Consider the following 19,824-nt stretch of genomic DNA (forward strand, 5'->3'; position numbering starts at 1 on the left):
TTTTCTTATCTACTTAATTTATTTATTATAATAATCTATATCCCAACTTTTAGGCAGCCTTATAAATAAATTACCTACATAATATTCATTCCTTGGTTTCTCTATTTCTCTATTACAATTAGCATCTTTATCATTTTTTTTAGATCTAATATTATTAAAGACCCCCTTCAAACTAAGCATTCCATATCCCCACTGAGGATTAGGATATACGTCTCCTGGTCTTTGCTGAGCACCTCTTATCAAATATGTTTTTAATTTGTCAGCATACATTGTAGTATCATTACCATCAATAATTCCCCATTGAAATAGTAATGCACAGGATCCTGCTACAACAGCACCTGCCACACTTGAACCACTAATAATTGCAGTGATTCCATCTACCGAAGTGGTCTTAGCATTAACTCCTCCAGCTGCAATATCAGGCTTTATCATATCATTTCTTGTAAACCCTCTTCCTGATTCTGGTACGATCGAATTATTATTTTGATTATAGTATGCTGCAGTTATAACACTGCTAGATGTTCCTGGAAGAGTCAATGTAATATATGGGTTAGGTCTAAGAAATCTTGTATCAGGTGCTATAAGTTCTCTCTGTAATATCCATGCATCATATCTTCCTACTAAAATTAATTCTCCTATAAGCTTAAATTGCCATATACCTACTCTAATATCTCTTGCCACAATAACTATTTTTTGATCTCCACTTATTTCCTCTGGTATAAAATATTCTATTGTCATTTTAGTTTCTTCATATACAAAAGTAACATCTACAATTTCCTTAAGCTTTGGAGGTATTCTTTTAATAACCTCACCAGTTGGAGATGTTATTGATAGTGCTACTTTATCTGGCTTTGAAATCCATATTTCAATACGTATATCTTTCTGTTTTTCTCCTATTTTAAGTTCTATAATGCCAATATCTCCTGCACTCTTTATTGTTCCTGAAGTATGAGTTGCAGTATTTCCTTGATTACCAGTTGGAGCAACTACTGCAACTCCAATATTTTTACAAATTTCTTCTGAATATCTTTCAACTAAGGACTCTCCAGTATGAGCACCCATATTTGTTCCTAATGGAATATACATTATAATAGGCTTATTTAATTTAGATGCTAAATCTAATAAATATCTCATACCTAAAAATACTGAAGTATTTTTATATGAAATTTCATTTCCATAAAGTGCATAAGCTTGTCTGAAAGCCTTATTACCTGATCTAAGCTTTACAACTGCTAAGCTACACTTCGGAGCTACTCCTATAAGTTCTGGATTAGCGCCTTTTGCTGCTATAATACCTGCTATTTTTGTTCCATGACCTATTTCATCCTTAGATGGTACAATTTTATATGGATCACTACCATTTCGATTTGCTTGTATTGCCTTATTAATATCATCTTGCGTGTATATAGTCCCCGCTATAATTTCTGGTTGTAGAGTATCGTTTTCAATATTTTGATCATAAATTGATATAATCCTAGAAGTTCCATCTTTATTTATAAATTCATCATTTAAATAATCTATTCCAGTATCAACGATGCCAACAATAACCCCCGAACCATCTAATGATAAGTATTCGCTATTGTGAAATAGTGTTGCTTCTGATGCTATTACAGGTGATATATCACATAGTGTAAGAGCTGAACCTGGATCTGCAAAAATTATTTCTTTAGTTGTCTTTAATACCTTGCTATTTATTTCATATGGCAATGTTATAAACGCTCGTTTTTCATCTATTATATATACATCTGAATCTTGAAACTTCTTTATTGCATTAACTATATCTCCTCTATATTCAACTACTGTATTTAAATTATTTTCTTTTAAAAAATAATTTATTTTTTTATTTATTGATATTTCTCTGTTTTTCTCTTTTTCAAGTCCTCTAATATTATCAAAAACCCCTTTTACATCTAGCATACCATAACCCCACTGAGGATTAGGATAAACGTCTCCTTGTCTTTTATTTGCTCCTCTTATTAAATATGTTTTTAATTTTATAGCAAACATTGGACTGTCATTTCCCTCAACAATCCCCCACTCAAGCAATAGTGCGCATGCCCCCGCTGTAACAGCACCTGCCACACTTGAACCACTAATAATTTGAGTTCCTCCACCTACAGAAGTTGTTATAGTATTAATTCCACCTGCTGCAATATCTGGCTTAACCATATTATTCCTAGTATAACCCTTACCTGACTCAAGTACAATTGAGTTGTTATTTTGATTGTAATATGCTATAGTTATTGCCCCCTTGGAGGTTCCTGGCGTAGTTAATGTAGTATTGGGAATAGGATTAAGAAATTTTGTATCTGGCGCTAAAATCTCTCTTTGTAATATCCATGCATCATATTTTCCAACTACGATTAACTCACCTATAAGTTTAAATTTCCATATGCCTTCTCTAATATTTCTTGCAATGATAAGTATTTTTTGCTCTCCTGTTAATTCCTCAGGTATAAAATATTCTATTGTCATTTTAGTTTCTTCATACAGAAAATTAATATCTGTCACTGTTTTAAGCTTTGGAGATATTTTACTAATAGCTTCACCTGTAGGAGATATTATTGATAATGCTACCTTATCTGGCTTGGACATCCATATTTGGATACGTATATCATGCTGATTTTTTCCTATCTGAATTTCTATAGTTGCCTCTTCTCCTTTATTTTTTATTACTCCTGAAGTATGAGTATCCGTATTTCCTTGATTACCACTAGGAACAACAACTGCTACACCATTATAATTAGAAATTTCAGTTATATATTTTTCAATAAATGCTTCTCCATTATGAGGTCCAGTATTGGTGCCTAATGGAATATATATTACAATAGGCTTCTTTAACTCAACTGATAAATCATACAAATATTTTATGCCAAGTAATATGTCTGAATTTTGGTATACAGGCTCATTTCCATAAACTTGATAATACTCTCTAAAAGACTTAAATGCTGGTCTAAGTTTTACTATTGCTAAATTGCACCTAGGCGCTGCACCAATTATCCCAGGTGTAGCACCTCTTGCAGCTATTATCCCTGCCATATTTGTTCCGTGACCTATTTCATCCTTAGATGGTACAATTTCATATGGATCTTGCCCATTTTTTTTAGCTTGTATTGCCTTATTTATATCCTCTTGTTTATATACAGCACATTTAAGCTTAGATGAGTTATCTGGAATACTTCTATCCATGATTTCTAAAATTCTAGTGGTTCCATCCTCATTTATAAATTCTTCATTTAAATAGTCTATTCCTGTATCAATTATCCCTACAATTACACCTAAACCACTTAGTTGTAAATAAACATTATTATGAAACACAGTAGCTCCAGATGCTTCTACTGGTGAAATATCGCAAGTTGTATATGCATCGCCTAAATCTACATATACTATTTCATGTGTTGATTTTACCACATCATCATAAATTTCATATGGTGTTGCAATTAATGCACGTTTTTCGTCTACTATATATACTGACGTATTTTTAAAATTCTTCAATGCATTAACTATATCACCTTTATATTCAACCAAAAAAATCATATTATTTATATCAAAAAAATTATTTGGAGGTTCCGCCATCTCTCTGCTATTTTGTTCTTTTAATCCTCTAATGTTATCAAAAACGCCCTTCATATTGATGATTCCATAACCCCACTGTGGATTAGGATACTCATCACCTTCCCTTTTGGATGTTCCTCTTATTAAATATGTTTTAAGTTTTATTGAATACATAGATCTATCTTTACCCTGAACAATTCCCCACTGGAATATAAGTGCACAACATCCTGCAACTACAGCTGCTGCCACACTGGATCCACTGATAATTTTGTCGCTATTATTTCCGTAAATTGCTAATGCATTAACTCCACCAGCTACTATATCTGGTTTTATTCTATCATCCCTTGTATAACCTCTACCAGAATCTACTTCAATTGCATTGTTAGTTTGATTATAATACCCAACAGATATGGCATGTCTTGATGTTGATGGAATCATTAATGTTCCATCTGGATTTGGACTTAAAAATTTTGTATTTGGTGCAATTATTGACTTCTGTGGTAAATAAGCATTATATTTACCTACTGACACCATTTCTCCTAAAAGCTTAAAATCCCATATACCTTCAGCTATATTTATGGCTGTAATATTAATTTTTTCATCACCACTTATTTCCTCTGGTTTAAGATACTGAATAAACATCTTAGTTTTTTCATATATAAAATTAATTTCTGTAATCTTTTTGTTTATGGGCGCTATTCTATCAACTATTTCTCCAGAAGGAGATGTAATTGATAATGTTACTTTATCTGGTTTAGAAATCCATATTTCAAATTTTAAATTTTTTTGTTTCTCATCTACTATAAGCTCAATATTAGCAACATCACCATCTTTAACTATTACTCCTGACGTATGAGTATCTGCATCTGCTTCATTTCCTGTTGGTACAACAACAGCTACTCCTCTAATTCTTGAAATCTCATCTATATATCTTTCATTAAGAGCCAATCCATTGTGAGCCCCCATATTGTAGCCTAGTGGTATCAATATTACAATCGGTTTCTTTAGATTCATAGAAAGCTCATATAGATAGCTTATTCCACTAAACACTGCAATACTTGAATAGATAGGTGCATTTCCATATACATAACCTTCCTCTTTTAATTTTTTACTTGCAGGCAATAGCTTTACAATAGCTAAATCACATTTAGGTGCTGCTCCCGCAAGTGATGGTTTTGCGCCTCTACCAGCAGCAATTCCTGCCATATTTGTACCATGACCTATTTCATCCTTTGAAGGTACTATTGCATACGGATCTTTACCTTCTCTCTTAGCTTTAATTGCATTATTTATATCCTCTATTGTATACTCAGTTCCTAGAGCTTGACCACTAGGTATTTTTCCTGTATTAATTGTTTGATCAAAGATAGCTAAAATCCTTGAGGTACCATCTACATTTATAAATTCTTCATTTAAATAATCTATTCCCGTATCAATTATTCCTAATATAACACCTGATCCATCTAATGGTAAGTACTCATTGTTATGAAACTGCGCAGCTCCAGATGCTTCCACTGGTGAAACAGCACATAATGTATATATGGCTACAGGATTTCTATAAGTAATTACATTAGATAGTTTACTGACTATCTCCTCTATATCTTCATCTATAACTGATAGTAATGCAGTATTTTCATTAATTACAAATACCTTAGCATTTGTAAATTTATTTACAGCACTAACAATATCTCCACTGTAGTCTACTAGTGCATATGTTACATTGTCTCCTGTAAAAACATCATCTGAATCCTTTCTATGATCTTTTTTATAAATCTTACTCTTTTTTATACTAATCCCCCCTTTTGACTATCTATGCACTAATATAAAAATTGAGACTAGAGAAGTAATAATGAATTATAAAACTCCTCAGAAAATTCATAATTCATTCTCAACTCCTAACTCTCAATTAAATATTCTTTAGGTAATCTTATAAATAAATTACCAACATAATACTCGTTTTTATATATTGTTTTTTTTGTAACTATATTTTTCTCTTCTATACTATTGTTAATTTTAAATCTAATATTATCAAAGACTCCCTTCATATTAACCATACCATATCCCCACTGTGGATTAGGATATACATCACCTTCCCGTTTTGATGTGCCTGCAATAAGATAAGTTTTAACTTTTGTTGCATATAAATTTATATCATTTCCATTAACAATTCCCCACTGAAATATCAGCGCTGAACATCCTGCTACCACAGCTGCTGCCACACTAGATCCACTAACAAGTTGCGTTCCAGCATCTCCAGCCTTAGATACTAAAGCATTTATTCCACCTGCTACTACATCTGGTTTAACTCTACCATCTCTTGTATATCCTCTTCCTGACTCTCTTACATTAGAATTATTATTTTGATTATAATAGCCAGTGGATATAGCATATGCTGATGTTGATGGAACAGTTAAAGTTATATATGGATCTGGATTTAAAAATTTTGTACCTGGTGCTAACAATTCTCTCTGAATTAAATATGCATCACATTTCCCAGTTACAACCAATTCTCCTGTAAGTTTAAATATCCAGATTCCTTCCCTTATATTTCTAGCTTTAATTGTAATCCTTTCCTCACCAGTTAATGTTTCTGGTATAGAGTATTCTACATATATTATGGTACTTTCATATAAAAATTTAATTTCTGTTATTTTATTAAGAGCAGGTGGTATTCTGCTAATTACTTCTCCAGAAGGAGAAATAATTGATAATGAAAATTTATCTGGTTTAGACATCCAAATTTCAAATTTTATATTTTTTTGACTTTTATCTATTTTAAGCTGAATACTCTGAGTATCACCTGTTTCAACTATAGTTCCAGATGTATGAATATCTGAATCTCCTTGATTTCCATTTGCCACAACCACAGTTATTCCTTTAACCCTTGAAATCTCATCTATATATCTCTCAATAAAGGATAGTCCATTATGAGGACCACTATTTGTACCTAAAGGTACAAGTATTACCATAGGTATTTTTAACCTACGAGATAAATCATATAAATACTTAATACCTGCAAATACAACTGAAGTTGAAAAAGCAGGTATATCTCCGTATACCCCAAAGTCATCTCTTAATGATAATACTGCAGGACTTAATTTTACAACAGCAAAATTGCATTTCGGTGCTACGCCTCTAACTTCTGGATTTGCACCTCTAGCTCCTATAATTTCTGCCATACTAGTACCATGACCAGTTGAATCCTTTGCTGGTACTATTTTATAAGGATCCTCACCACTTCTCTTAGCCTTAATTGCTTTATTTATTTCTTCTCTAGTATACTCACTACCTCCGTACTGGCCCTCAGGTGGTTTCCCAGTAGAAATATTTTGATCCCAAATAGCTAAAATTCTTGATGTGTCATCTTCATTAATAAACTCCTCATTTAAATAATCTATACCCGTATCAATTATACCTATAGTAACGCCACGACCATCTAGTGGTAAGTAAATACTGTTATGAAATACAGTTGCTCCCGATGATTCTACTGGTGAAATATCACATAATGTATGCAATACAGTAGGAACTGCATAAATAATTACATCAAAAAGTTTATTAATTACTTCATTTAAATCTCCTTGTACCGCTAATATTGCATAATTTTTATCAGCAATAAAAATACGAGCATTGGTGATTTTTTTTACAGCACCAACAATATCCCCCTGATATTCTATAGTTGCAAAGATAGTGTCTTGTAATGTAAAAAACTCCTCATCTGTAATATTATCCATGTTATTTTTTGATGTATTTTCACCTCTAACATTCGCTAATTTTAGTAAATTTAAAGAATCATAAGCACATACAATGCCATAACCCCAGTTAGGATCTGGATAAAGTACCTCTGTCCTGTCTCTTTTAGCACCTTTTGAAAGATAATACTTAAGCCTATCTCCATAAAGAAATGGATCGTTGCCCTTAACTATTCCCCACTGTAAAAGTAATGCGCATATTCCTGCTACATGAGGTGCAGCCATTGAAGTTCCACTTTTAGTATCAAACCCATTATCTGATACTGTAGATAATATTTGTTCTCCTGGAGCTACTATATCTGGTTTTGTAAATGAAGTTTTATAAAATTTTCCCCTACCTGAAAAAGATGAAAAAGTATTTGTTCTATTGTTATAGCTACCCACTGATATTACACTCTCTACTGTAGCTGGAATTCCTAAGGTATTATATACATCTGGCTTAAGAAACCTTGTTTTTGGATTAAGAGCTTCTGTAATAGGAAGCCATATATCATATACTCCCCTATATTTATTAAGAACTTTTAAAATTAATTTCCATTCACCACTTGGTAAAGATTCTGAACTTGGCAAAATACTTATAGATATTTCTCCATTTATATCAAAAGGCTTAGGTCCTGTATTATAAATAATACATTTATCAACGCCTATATTAATTTCTCTATATCCATCACGAAGGACTATTTCTCCACTTTTTTCACCTAATGAATTCTCTATCTCAATAGAAACATCAACTAAAAGTGGTTTATATAATTGTAGATTTATTGCTACTTCAGAATCTGCTACACCAAATGGAATTACATTCACATCGCTTAATTCACCACCAACATGATGAGCTGCCTCTCCTTCATTTCCTGATGCAATAACCATTGCTACTCTTTCAAGCTTACATATAGTGTCTATATATTGTTCTAAAAGACTAGTACCATTATGGGCCCCATCATTAGTACTTAAACTAATATTTATAGCAAGTGGTTTATTAATTTCATTTGCCTTATCTACAAGAAACTTTATTCCTCTCATAATCTGAGTACTTAACGCAAAATTTAAAAAACCATATCTAGTAATTTTCACCATAGCAATTGAGCTTTTAAAAGCTACACCATAATTTTGTTTTGGTATTTTACCTCCTGCACAAGCTATTCCTGCCACATGTGTTCCATGATTTATATGATCTCTTACATCTACAATTGCATATGGATCTGTTGATTTTAAGGCTTCATTTATTTGAACTTTATCATAAACTTTTTTATTCTCTCCTAAATCATAAATAAAATCAATTCTCGTGTTGCCATCTTCATCTATAAAAGCAGGATGAGTATAATCTATACCAGTATCAATAAATCCAACTAGTACACCCTCTCCAGTTAAGCCATACCTATCCCAAACATTTGGAACACAACAAGCCTTATTGCTTTCAAAATCAGAAGTAAATAAAACTTTTGGTAACTCTACATATTGCACACCTTCTATCTGAGATACTTTGCGTATGTCTTCTGACTTTAAAGTAACAATACCAAAACCAAAACCTAAATTTTCAAATATACCACCTATCTGCTCCACAGACTTCGTTACTTTATCCAAATTATTTCCAAACAAAACTACTATTTCTATATTTCCTTTATTAATTTTTTCATTTTGTGCTAAAGATGTTACCTTATATAGTAACTGTTCTGGTATTCTATTCAATAAGTTTAATTTAGAATCAAACTTGCTAATTTCTATGTTAATCTCCTCCTGAAAATATAGCTATCTATAATAGATTATTCAAATATTCCTTAATAAAAAACCATTTAGCATTTATATTTTTAACTTCAATTGTAAACTCTAAATTAACTAATAGATAAATTCCTTGGGAACTTCATCAATCATTTTTAACTAATTACTTTCTGGGTAATCTTATAAATAAATTACCAACATAATACTCATTTTCACCTATTGTTTTTTCAATAACTATATCATTATTGCCTATAAACTCATTAACGTTTAATCTAATATTATCAAAGACCCCCTTCATATTAACCATGCCATATCCCCATTGTGGATTAGGATATACGTCACCTTCTCGCTTTGATGTGCCTGCAATAAGATAAGTTTTAACTTTTGTGGCATATAAATTTTTGTCATTTTCATTGATAATTCCCCACTGAAATATAAGTGCTGAGCATCCTGCTACGACCGCTGCTGCTACACTAGATCCGCTGATAGCTTGTGTTGCACCACCTACAGCAGTTACTAAAGTATTTACTCCACCTGCTACTATCTCTGGTTTAACTCTCCCATCTCTTGTATATCCTCTACCGGATTCTGTTACATTTGAATTATTATTTTGATCATAATACCCAACAGATATGGCATATGATGATGTTGATGGAATAGTTAATGTTATATATGGATCTGGATTTAAAAATTTCGTACCTGGAGCCAATAATTCTCTTTGCAGCAGATATGCATCATACTGACCACTTATAACCAATTCTCCTATAAGCTGAAATGTCCAAATTCCTTCCCTTATATTTCTAGCATTAATTGTAATTTTTTCCTCACCAGTTAGTACTTCTGGTATAGAGTATTCTATATATATTATAGTACTTTCATATAGGAATTTAATTTCTGTTATTTTATTAAGACTAGGTGGCATTCTACTAATTATTTCTCCAGAAGGAGAAACAATTGATAATGCAAATTTATCAGGTTTAGAAACCCATATTTCAAAATTTATATTTTTTTGATTTTTATCTACTTTAATCTGAACACTTTTAGTATCACCTTTTTTATTTATCTTTCCAGAAGCATGGTTACCTGCATCTCCTTGATTTCCAGTTGGTACAACTACAGCTATTCCTCTTACTCTTGAAATTTCATCTATATATCTCTCAGTAATAGATAATCCATTATGGGCACCTCTAATTCCACTTAAAGGTAAAAGTATTACAATAGGTTTTTTTAACTTATAAGATAAATCGTATAAATACTTCATACTTAAAAATAAAACTGAAGTTGAAAAAGTTGGTGCATTACCATACACGCCAAAAGCTTCCCTTAATAATTCAGGAGCAGTTCCCAATTTTACAATAGCAAAATCGCATCTTGGTGCAGCTCCTATAATTGCTGGATTTACACCTCTAGCTCCCACAACTGATGCCATGTTTGTGCCATGACCATTTTCATCTTTTGAAGGCACTATAGCATAGGGATCTTGTCCATCTCTTTTAGCCTTAATAGCCTTATTTATTTCTTCCCTAGTATACTCACTACCTACAAACTGTCCTTCTGGATTTTTTCCCGCAGTTATGTTTTGATCCCAAATAGTTAAAATTCTTGAAGTATCATCTTCATTAATAAACTCCTCATTTAAATAATCTATACCAGTATCAACTATACCTACAATAACCCCTGACCCATTTAGTGGTAAGTAAGCACTGTTATAAAAGCTAGTTGCTCCCGATGCTTCTACTGGTGAAATATCACACAATGTATACAGTGAACTAGGATTAACATAAACAATTACTTCAAAAAGTTCATCAACTACTTCCTGTACATCTCCTATAACTGCTAATATTGCACGATTTTTATCAACAATAGCAACACGAGCATTAGGAATTTTTTTCACCATACTCACAATATCACCTTTATATTCTATAAGTATATATACAGTATCTAATAGTGCAAAAAAAAGTTCATTTGGCATATTTCCTATATCTTCTTCTAATCTAACATCTTCTTTATCCTTAAATAAGTCTAATCCATCTATATTAATCTCCTCCTTGTATATTCTTTGCTAGACTCATTTACATTTTAATTATTGTATTGAAATAGGTAACTGATATAGAATATGCTAATGATAGCTAAATAATTAATACTAGGTAAAACTCTTTAATTCTAAAAATCTCTAACAGCATATCATAGCAGTATTCCATACTTTAAAAATTCTACAAATTTCCAAATAATAAAAAAGATGTTACTATAAAGTTATTAAAAAATTATTTTATAGCAACATCTTTTTTTATTATATTTGTACTCTTCTTTATATGTTAATCTATACTATTCCTACACTCATTTGCAGACGCAATAATTATTTTTCACATAGTTAAACGTTATATTTTTAAAAATTAATAATTTACATAAAAAAATATAACTAGAAAATAAATTTCCAGTTATATTTAAATATTTAATTTATAGACTGCAGCTAACTAAAAGATATCATATACCGTATTAATTAACATTATACCTACTATTTTGAACATGAACAAAATCTTTCAAGATTCATTAAAGATGCTGCTCCTGCAAGTGTTGTACCAAAAAAAATAGTAGGTTTATCAATTAAAAAATTTGTTATTGTTTTATTTGCTATTGTGCTACCTGTGGCAACTACTATATCACACCAATTCAACAAATCATCTATAGATTTATTTCCATCTTCAACTAACACACCGTATTTAATCTTACCTACTGTATCACAAGCTAAATCTACAATTCTAAGTGGAAATTTTTTAGAAAGGTTTTCTAATATTGCAGGTTGATACCCTATCATCGCTATTTTAGGATTGCCATACTTCTCTTTAATATAATAAGCAAATTTCTCTGCACATACTTCTGGTTCTCCATCCTTGCAATGAATAGTTTTATCTGTTAATTTTAAATATCTACATACAGCATTTAAAGTTGCAATATATACCGCTGTATCAAAATTAGTTTTTAAAGGCATTTCAATAATTTGTTTTAAAGTTCCTTCAAAATTATTAGGCATATCCGTAAAAGCTTGACCTTTTTGGCCTCTAAAATCTGCTTCAAGCAGTTTTTCCTTTCCCTTTATAATAGGAAAATCTTTTCTATCTGGATTTCCTATAGCTTCCTCTGGCTTTAAAGCCTTTCCTTTTACCTTAACCTCATCATTTAAAAAATTATTATCATTAACTATATTCATAAATTTATTAAATAAACTATTATAAAATTCTGTTTCATTCATATTATTGCCTCCATAATTCTATTACAAAATTTGTATATCACTATCTTTAATTCCCACATATACTTCTTTACCTGGATTTAGCTTTAAATCTTCAATGCATTTTTCTGTTACAAAGGAGTTTAATTCAATTCCTACATCAACTATAACTTTTTTTATAAAGCCTTGATTAATAATTTCAACAATTCTACCTTTGAATTTATTCTCAAAGTTTTGAGTTCTAGGGTCTAAGAACAGAAAAACATTTTCACCACGTACTGCAGCTACTGCCTCATTAAGTACACTGTTATTTTTAACAACAAATTTCACATCATTTGATAAAATCGCTCTTCTATCACTTACCTTACATTTAAATAGATTACTAAATCCTGTGAATTTAGCTATAAATTCTGATGAAGGATGTTTAAATATTTCCTCTGGACTTCCAATTTCAAGAATTTCTCCATTATTCATAACTGCTATTCTGTCTGCTAAATACAAAGCCTCATTAAAATCATGAGTAACATGAATAGTTGTAGTATTTAGATTTTTATGCATTTTTTTTAGGTTTTGTTGAAAAATTTCTTTAGTACAAGGATCAAGTGCACTGCTGACTTCATCCAATAATAGTATTTGTGGTGAAGTAATAATAGCTCTTGCGAAAGCGATGCGTTGTTGTTCTCCTCCACTTAACATAGATATATTCCTATTCAATAAATGCTTTATATTAAGCATTTCACATATACTAAATAAAGCTTGCTCTGCACTACTTTTAGACATGCTTTTTACTTTAGAACTAAAGAGTATATTTTCTCTTACAGATAAATGAGGAAACAACAAATAATCTTGATATACAAATCCTATATTTCTATGCTCTGGTGGAACATTATTCAAATTTCTATTATTTATATATATATTCCCTTTGTCCAAATTATAAATTCCTGCTATTATTTCTAAAATTATAGTCTTACCTGCTCCTGTAGGTCCTAATATAACAAAATATTCCCCTTCTTTTACTTCAAAACTTATATCTTTAAGTGTAAAGTTACCTAGTTTTTTATAAATATGCTCTAATTTAAGCATGAAATAACTCCTTTTTAGTATTATTTTATATTTTCTGTATTTCTCTTTTCAAACAATTGAAAAATAGACAAACATACTATAGACATAATTATTAATATTGTTGCTGCTGCTAACGCTTTATCCAGTTCCCCACCAGCTAAATTTAAAAATATTGCTGCTGGTAATGTCTCTGTCTTCATACGAATAGCTCCTGCAAGCATAAGAGCAGTACCAAATTCACCCAATGCACTAGTCCATACAATTATAACTCCTGAAATCACCCCATTTCTTGCTAACGGAAGCGTTACCTTAAAAAATGATTCACAACTGCTATAACCAAGTGTTCTAGCAACAAATTCTAATTTAGGATTAATACTTTCAAAAGTTACTTTTAAAATTCTTATCATATATGGAGTATTAATAAAAAAATGAGCTACTATTATTCCATATACAGAAAAAACAGGATCCATTCCTAATTTACTAACAATATTTTCTATAGGCTTTGTAGTAAATAGTAATAGAAGAGCTATTCCTGATGCAATTGGTGGAATTGAAATTGGCATTTGTACTATTGCATTTATAATTTTTTTACCCCAAAAGTTAAACCTAACTAATCCATATGATATAGGTATAGAAAACATCAAACAAATTATTGTTGATATGGTTGATGTAAAAAAGCTTAACTTAATTGCAAACTGAATTTCTTTATCCAAGAGACTTTCTATTAAATTAGGAATGCCTCTTAGTAATACTCCAAATATTGCAAAAATTATAAATAATATAAAAACCAAAAGAAATATACATATAGATGTTTTAAAAAAAATGTCTTTTAAATTTTTATTAAATCTCATTAGTTAGCCTCTCAATACTACTTTAAAGTAAACATTTACATGTTATTCAATAGGTTTTAAATTATTTTTTGTAAATATAGCCTTTCCTTCATCTGAATTAGTAAAATCAATAAACTTTTGACACAGCTCCTTATCTTCACAACTTTTCAGAGTGCTTATATTTACCTTTTCAACTGAATTTTGTTCATTTGGAATTTGAACGCAATCTATATCTTTAGCTGCATTAAGAGCATTATCTTCCCAAACAATTGAAGCATCTGCTTTTTTCATAGAAAGATAGGTTACTATCTCATTTACAGTAGAAACTGTTGAAACAACATTAGGTTTTACCTCATCTTGAATACCTACTTTAGTAAATAATTTCATAGCCAATTTCCCCAATGGTGATGTTTCAGGGTCTCCTAAGATGACTCTGACTCCAGACTTTGAAAAATCTTGTAAGTTTTTTATATCAAGTGGATTTCCTTTAGGCACAGCAATTACAGGCGTATGATATGTTAAGTCCTTTTTATCTAGCGTTAATTCTTTTTTATTTGCTGTTTCATAGTCTTTATTTGAAGGTAATACACAAATATCTCCTTTATGTGAAATCTCCATTTGACCTATAAGATCTGATGCATTAGCATAAGTAAATTCAGCTTTAACACCATTTTGTTTTTCGAATTTTTCCCCTATTTCATCCATTGGCTTTTTTAAACCTGCAGCACAATAAATTAATAAAGATTTGTCTTTTTCATTATTTGCAGTAGTAGGTTTTGATGCTTGTCCGCATCCCCCTAACATAATAGCAACTATTAACAATGTTGAAATTAAAATCAGTGAATTCCTTTTCTTCACAAAAATCATCCTCTCTTCTAGTAATTCATTTTAGCCCCTTTCACTCTAATGTTACCATCTTCTTTCGTATTCTATACAAATAGAATACCACTCCATTATTTCCCAGTCAATAAATTCCATATCTATTTTTTCATTTTTCAACATATTAACTATTTCTATGACTGTTTATTTAAATTTATTATAATTTTCTATTATAAATATTTTATCTAAAAACATATTAAGTTCTTCTTTATTTTCCACAAATTAAAATAACCCACAACAATAAACTGCCCTCTGTCAAGTAGACATTGGGCAGTTTAGAAATGTATTGCATTTTTATCTTCATTTAAGTACCACAATAAGTCTTATATGCACAACTTGTTGATTTTGGTAATGTAGAATAATATTCATTGATATTTGAATAATCATAAGGATTTTTAAGAACATCTACAAGACGTTGCATAACACCATAATCATTATATTTAACTGCTGCATCTAAGGCCTCTTCTACTCTATTATTACGTGGTATCACTGTTGGATTATTTTGTTCCATTAGATTCTTTAATTCTTCACTTGATTCATCTTGCCTTGTTAATCTTTCTTGCCATAATTCATACCACATCTTAAATTCTTCACTTTTAAACATATCTATATCATTTAGATTTCCTAATGTTAAATTACGAAAAGTGTTTGTATAATCTGCCTTAAATCTTTTCATCATAATTAAAAGAGATTGTATTAACTTTTTATCTTCTTCTTCTTCATTAAATATTCCAAGCTTTGCTCTCATTCCCACGTACCAATATTTATTATATAAATCACTATACTTAGATATTGAATTTTCAGCTATCTTGGTCGCCCTTTCTAAATCTTCATCTAATAATGGTAACAATGTTTCTGCAAATCTAGCTAAGTTCCAAGCTCCTATTTTAGGTTGATTCCCATAAGCATACCTCCCATTAATGTCAATAGAGCTAAATACAGTATTAGGGTCATAGACATCCATAAATGCACAAGGACCATAATCAATCGTTTCTCCTGCAATAGATATGTTATCAGTATTCATAACTCCATGAATAAATCCCACTAACTGCCATTTTGAAATAAGCTTCGCTTGACTCTTTATAACTTCATTAAGTAAATATAAATAAGGATTACATTCATATTCTGCCTTTTTGAAATGTCTATTTAAAGTGTAATCAGCTAATGCTTTAAGTTCTTCAAATGTTCCCCAATTTGCAGCAAATTGAAATGTACCAACGCGTATATGACTTTTTGCTATACGTGTTAAAATTGCTCCTGGTAAAATTTGTTCTCTTATTACATCTTCCCCTGTTGAAACTACTGCTAAACTACGAGTTGTCGGAATTCCTAACCCATACATGCCCTCACTTATTATGTATTCTCTAAGCATTGGCCCTAAAGTGGCTTTTCCATCTCCACCTCTTGAATATGGCGTTCTACCTGTGCCTTTAAGTTGAATATCAAATCTTTCTCCATTTTTTGATATAAATTCACCTAAAAGAACGGCTCTACCATCCCCTAACATTGTAAAATGTCCAAATTGATGACCTGCATAAGCTTGTGCAATTGGAACTGTACCTTCTAAAATTTTATTTCCAGCAAAAAAATTTACTTCATCATCACTTTGCAAAAACTCTTCATTTAACCCTAGATTCTTTGCTAGTGATCTATTAAATGCTACTAGCTTCGCACTTGGTACTTTGTTTGGATTTTGTTTTGAAAATAATTTTTTAGGAAGTTTAATATACGTATTTTCTAAATTCAAATGAGCATTAGTAATTACTTCTTTATTATTCATTTTATCTCCTTTAATATTTATATTTGTAATAAAATACTAGATATTCTTATAATTACATATTTATAGCTAAATTATAAAAATATCTATAGTTTACTTCATTAGTTTATACATAAATTTTTTTCTTATTAATCTTTATTGCTGTAATTTACACTATTATTTCATCAATAATATTAACTTGTATATATATTTATAATGAGAACTTTTTCTTCATAAGTAGATGATTGATAATAATTAGATGATTCATAGAATTTATAATAAAGGCTTCACTTAAGCTTTTAAATAATTTGTCTTGTTCTCAATTAGTTTTATCATAAAACAAAGAAAAGCCCTTAATTCAAAGGACTTTCCATTGTATCACGCATTCTATTATCATTTAACTAATAAGGAGTATCTACTCCCTGATTGAATATATATTTATATCATTTTCTCTAAATTACTCACTAATTCACCAATTGCTCCAACATAGCAATTAACTATTCTATTAGCAATATCGCTTACTAACTCTTCATTATAAATATGGGATGTTTTATTTCTATCTTCTAATAAGTTAATCCATACTTGATCATCTGAAATTAGATTATTAACATATGCTTTTTTATAAATGGTTCTAGGAAATGAATTTTCTAATGTCACCCCTGAATAAGTTAAAAATTCTTTTAGTGTTTTATGTGTCAATTCATAAGTAAATTCAAACCTTTGTATTAAACTATCTCTTATGATTTCATCTTTACCATCATATAATTTACTTACTTCCATTAATTTATTATATGCTTTTTTTAAATTCATATATTTAAAATCTATATTTCTCATATATAATGACACCATCCTTATTAATCTGCTCTTTAAAAAATTCATCCTTTATATTTTTCATATCAGAGAAATCAAATTCTAGTAATGTTCTAGTATTTAATTCAATATCCTCGATATATTCTCCTAAATCCTTATCTGAGTATATAGCCAAATCTATATCACTTTTTAAACTATTATCTTCTCTAGCCCTTGATCCAAAAAGAACTACCTTATTTATATAATCATATTTTTTACTTATATTTATTATTTCTTCTAATATATTTTTATCTAAATTCAAATTAATCACCTTTAATTTTTTTAATATAATTATAACATAAGCAAATTATAAATATACTTATTATTTTATTTCAAGAATTATAGAAAATATAATTGTTTTTAAATAAATTATAAATCTATTCATCTTTTGCTTTAAATAAAAATCTATCTTTAATTCCATCAACAGCTAAAATAATAAATAACCAACTTATTATATAACCATATCTATTTTGATTTTCAGTAATTAAATAAGCAGCTATATATCCTAGAAATATTAGATAAAATAAATTTAATTTTGAGTTTGAATTCATAACACTTCTCTTCTTTAATCCTAAAAAAATAAAAATCAATATTATAATATAAAATATTTGAAAAGGTGCTGAACTAAAAATTCCTATCTTAAATATTATTTTTTCTTTTGGAACATCTTTTTGAGTCCAAAGAGATCCTGCAAAATCTCCTATACACCATTGTGATCCTAATTTTCCCAAATAAAAAATCAAGACTTTAATAGTAGACGCAGTCGTAAATCTATCATGTATTACTTCTTTACATTTTAGTTTAAGTTCATCATAGTTATTTATATTTTCTTCTACCAATTTTGCATCTTCAACGTTCCACATACCTAAGCTGTTAAAATTAGTTCCTTTTAATACATTTGTTATTTTAGGTTCGCTTCCTCTCCATAATGGATTTTCTGTAATATTTGCCTTTTGAAGAATGCTACTAACTAAAACTATAATTAAAAAATATGGAACAGTAACAAAGACTATATTTATTAACTTTTTAAATATTCTATCTTTATAATAAATTAAAATATATAAAGTATATGCAATTAAAATTATAATAGCAACCATTCTAAATAAATTCCCGAAAGCTAAACATATGCTACTGAGACAAAATAATCGAAATTTATATTTATCAGATTCAATACCTCTTAAAAATAAGTAGATACTTAATAAATAAAAAGGCATTGCTAAATTTTCACTACAAAATACTGAAGTATAAGTTATAAAAGGTGGAAATACACTTGCTATTAATAATGATAATAATGCTTTTTCTTTGCTTTTAAACAATTCTAGTGTTATTAAATATACAATTAACACTACTGTTGTTCCTAAAAACAAGCTTATAATCTTCATAATTAACAAATTATTTGCTGGAGATAAATATTGTATTGCTGCCATATATAAAACATGTATAGTTAAATGTGGGAATCTTCCTATATAGCCTATTCCTTTAAAACAACTTAAATCTCCTGCTATGAAATTTTTACCACATTCATACATGACTTTAAAATCAGAATTTGGTGTATTATCTGCATTTAAAATCCACAAAATTTTGATAAAAATTGATATTAATATTAATGAAAATATTTTTTGTTTATAGCTAATATTAGAATTTATTATTTTATATTCAAATAATATAGAAATTATTATAACTAATAAAAATACTATTGTCCCAACATTGCTATCTATAAGTATAGGAAATAAAATACAAATGCTCGCTATAATTATAATTGATAATATAATTTTTAGCATTGTATTCATAACCTTAGTAAATAAGTTATCTAATTTATTCATTTTTACTCCTTTAACTTTCAAACATATAAAATTTATCAAACAATTCAAGATTAAGTGCTTGTCTAGATTTTACCTTCTACTAAACAAGGATTTCACTTTATAAGTTTACCATTTTTGCTTTTATATGTCTATTTTGCTGCATTTAATCATATTTCATATAATAAAAAGAAGTTACATTTGAAAAAGTCAAAAATCTTTTTCAAATGTAACTTCCATTAATAAAGGTTTCTTCAATAATTTAAAAATTAGGCTATGTTTTAAATGCGTGTTGATATATGCAATAGGTAAAGTGGCATTGTAATTGGACTTTGAGAATTCTTAATGAGTATTGTCACATTTACTGCTTGTCTCAATTTTATATTGGGAGCAAGCTAAAATG

11 protein-coding genes are annotated in these 19,824 nt (G+C 29.4%); all 11 read right to left on the reverse strand.

Features of this window, described 5'->3' with window-relative positions; genetic code table 11:
* Nucleotides 1–18 precede the first annotated feature (18 nt).
* Entirely contained in the window at nt 19–5,070 is a 5,052-nt protein-coding gene (locus tag NG901_RS10785) for a S8 family peptidase (protein ID WP_252214370.1), read from the reverse strand.
* A 380-nt stretch (nt 5,071–5,450) separates the two neighbouring features.
* The gene (locus NG901_RS17250) at nt 5,451–9,032 is read right to left on the reverse strand and encodes a S8 family serine peptidase (protein WP_353735868.1); all 3,582 of its coding nucleotides are present in this window, start codon (nt 9,030–9,032) and stop codon (nt 5,451–5,453) included.
* A 151-nt stretch (nt 9,033–9,183) separates the two neighbouring features.
* The gene (locus tag NG901_RS10795; protein WP_252214372.1) at nt 9,184–10,992 is read right to left on the reverse strand and encodes a S8 family peptidase; all 1,809 of its coding nucleotides are present in this window, start codon (nt 10,990–10,992) and stop codon (nt 9,184–9,186) included.
* Between the two features lie 543 nt (nt 10,993–11,535).
* Nucleotides 11,536–12,270: a Rossmann-like domain-containing protein gene (locus NG901_RS10800; protein ID WP_252214373.1), complete on the reverse strand. Its 735-nt coding sequence runs from the start codon at nt 12,268–12,270 to the stop codon at nt 11,536–11,538.
* A gap of 21 nt (nt 12,271–12,291) precedes the next feature.
* Nucleotides 12,292–13,329, reverse strand: coding sequence for an ABC transporter ATP-binding protein (locus NG901_RS10805; RefSeq protein WP_252214374.1), 1,038 nt, complete (start codon nt 13,327–13,329; stop codon nt 12,292–12,294).
* 20 nt (nt 13,330–13,349) lie between these two features.
* Nucleotides 13,350–14,159: an ABC transporter permease gene (locus NG901_RS10810; protein ID WP_252214375.1), complete on the reverse strand. Its 810-nt coding sequence runs from the start codon at nt 14,157–14,159 to the stop codon at nt 13,350–13,352.
* Between the two features lie 42 nt (nt 14,160–14,201).
* Nucleotides 14,202–14,996: a molybdate ABC transporter substrate-binding protein gene (gene modA, locus NG901_RS10815; protein ID WP_035782327.1), complete on the reverse strand. Its 795-nt coding sequence runs from the start codon at nt 14,994–14,996 to the stop codon at nt 14,202–14,204.
* Between the two features lie 325 nt (nt 14,997–15,321).
* Nucleotides 15,322–16,797, reverse strand: coding sequence for a protein adenylyltransferase SelO (locus tag NG901_RS10820; RefSeq protein WP_252214376.1), 1,476 nt, complete (start codon nt 16,795–16,797; stop codon nt 15,322–15,324).
* Between the two features lie 414 nt (nt 16,798–17,211).
* Nucleotides 17,212–17,607 (reverse strand): HI0074 family nucleotidyltransferase substrate-binding subunit, encoded by a 396-nt coding sequence (locus tag NG901_RS10825; RefSeq protein ID WP_252214377.1) that lies wholly within the window; start codon nt 17,605–17,607, stop codon nt 17,212–17,214.
* Nucleotides 17,588–17,893 (reverse strand): nucleotidyltransferase domain-containing protein, encoded by a 306-nt coding sequence (locus NG901_RS10830; RefSeq protein WP_252214378.1) that lies wholly within the window; start codon nt 17,891–17,893, stop codon nt 17,588–17,590. Before NG901_RS10830 ends, NG901_RS10825 begins: the two co-directional genes overlap by 20 nt.
* A gap of 106 nt (nt 17,894–17,999) precedes the next feature.
* Nucleotides 18,000–19,445, reverse strand: coding sequence for a glycosyltransferase family 39 protein (locus NG901_RS10835; RefSeq protein ID WP_252214379.1), 1,446 nt, complete (start codon nt 19,443–19,445; stop codon nt 18,000–18,002).
* Nucleotides 19,446–19,824 lie beyond the last annotated feature (379 nt).

Origin of the sequence: Clostridium sp. CMCC3677, assembly GCF_023845585.1 — a bacterium.
Classification (GTDB): domain Bacteria; phylum Bacillota; class Clostridia; order Clostridiales; family Clostridiaceae; genus Clostridium; species Clostridium aquiflavi.